This window comes from Mycobacterium sp. E2699, assembly GCF_001666745.1.
In the GTDB taxonomy this organism is placed as follows: domain Bacteria; phylum Actinomycetota; class Actinomycetes; order Mycobacteriales; family Mycobacteriaceae; genus Mycobacterium.
This window is the reverse complement of the sequence record NZ_LZJH01000142.1, coordinates 1-788: the sequence shown is the minus strand read 5'-3', so window position 1 is coordinate 788 and position 788 is coordinate 1. Positions and strand designations below refer to the sequence as shown.

Below are 788 nucleotides of genomic sequence, written 5' to 3'. Positions count from 1 at the left end.
TCGGTGATCAGGATGTCGATGTCGCCGAAGTCTTCGATGCAGACCAGGCGTTTGACCAGGACCTTGGCCTTGGCCAGCTGTCGCGATCCCGTCGCCAGGCTGGTGCTCACCACGGCGGGCAGCAGCTGCGGCGTGATGCCGACCGCGATCGCCAGCGAGAACAGCACCGAATCGATGATCGGCTTGTGCAGCAGCAGGTTGCTGACCAGGATGACCACCATCAGCGCGATCGCGACCTGCAGCAGCAGGTAGGAGAACCGGCGCAGCCCCACCTGGAAATCGGTCTCGGGTTGGCGCTTGTCCAAACCCGCTGCGATGCGGCCGAATTCGGCATCCCTGCCGGTGGCGTACACCACCCCGGTGCCCTCCCCGGCGCTCACGATGGTGCCCATGAAAGCGAGGTCGGTCGATTCGGCCAGCTCGGCGCCGGCCGGCACAGGCTGCGGCGATTTCTCCGAGCCCGTCGACTCGCCGGTCAGGATGCTCTCGTCGCATTCCAGGCCGGTGACGTCGATCAGCCGGACGTCGGCGGGCACGGCCTCGCCCAGCGACAGGCGGACCACGTCACCGGGCACCAGGTCGGTGACGCCGATCGTGACGAACTTCGAGTCGCGGCGCACCACGGCGTTGTGGTGCACGGCCGCGTGCAGGTCGGCGGCGGCCCGCTCGGCCCGATACTCGTTGACGAACCCCAAGCCGATGCTGGCCGCCAGGATCACGCCGATGATGATCGCCTGCATGCTGTCGCCGAGAAAGTAGGAGACGATCGCGGTGCCGGCCAGCAGGAT

At 67.4% G+C, this 788-nt stretch carries 1 pseudogene; it reads right to left on the bottom strand.

The window, feature by feature from the left end:
• Positions 1 to 788, bottom strand: a pseudogene (locus A5696_RS23680) (magnesium-translocating P-type ATPase); the annotation flags it as partial.